Genomic DNA, 808 nt, shown 5'->3' with positions numbered 1-808 from the left:
CTCGGGTAGCCCGGCGGGGGAGAGCAGCGACGCGAACGGGGGCGCGCCGACGGACGCCGTCGGGCAGACGACGAGATCCACCTCGGTGAACAGTGCGCCGACCGCCCGCTGCGCGACCTGTCGCACGCGCTGGGCCTGGACGTAGTCGGCGCCGGTGACCAGCGCGCCGGTGGCCAGGAGCCCGCGGGTACCCCGGCCGAAGTCGAGCCATCGGTGGCAGAGGTCCGCGCGGTGGTGGGCGAGCGCTTCGCTGGCGACGGTCACCAGGACGGCGGTCACCAGTTCCGTCTGGTACGGCAGCGTGATCGAGCTCAGCCGCGCGCCGAGCCCGGCGAGGACCGCGAGCGCCTCGGCGAAGACACCGTCCAGCGCGGGATCGCGGCCGGGAGGGAAGTGGCGGTCGCGGACGACCCCGACTCGCAGGCCGGTGAGGTCGCCGCGGAATTCTGGACGGGGCATCGGCCTCGCCGCGGAATCGGGGTCGGCCGGATCCGGTCCGGCGAGGACCTCCAGCACCGCCGCGGAGTCCCGGGCGGACCGGGCCAGCGGGCCGATCCGGTCGAGGCTGTAGCCCAGCGGAACGCAGCCGGTTCTCGGCACCCGGCCGTAGCCGGGCATGAGACCGGTGACGCCGCAGAACGCCGCGGGCACCCGGATGCTGCCCGCGGTGTCCGACCCGATGCCGGCGAGGAACATGCCGGTCGCGACGCCGATCCCGGCGCCGGTGCCGGTCGCAACCGTCCTCAAGACGCCGACGTTGGCTAGCAGTCTTCGTGAATGTGTTCCGAGCCTGTCTCCAGATAGGTCC

Annotated in this window: 1 protein-coding gene; it reads right to left on the bottom strand. The window is 73.9% G+C overall.

From position 1 onward, the window contains the following. On the bottom strand, window positions 1–747 hold a 747-nt coding region (locus tag DMC61_RS40860; RefSeq protein WP_255431841.1), incomplete at its 3' end, for an amidase. Window positions 748–808: the final 61 nt, after the last annotated feature.

Source organism: Amycolatopsis sp. WAC 04169, assembly GCF_003947535.1.
Taxonomy (GTDB): Bacteria; Actinomycetota; Actinomycetes; order Mycobacteriales; family Pseudonocardiaceae; genus Amycolatopsis; species Amycolatopsis keratiniphila.
The sequence above is the reverse complement of the archived record's forward strand: the minus strand, read 5'-3'. Positions and strand labels throughout refer to the sequence as shown.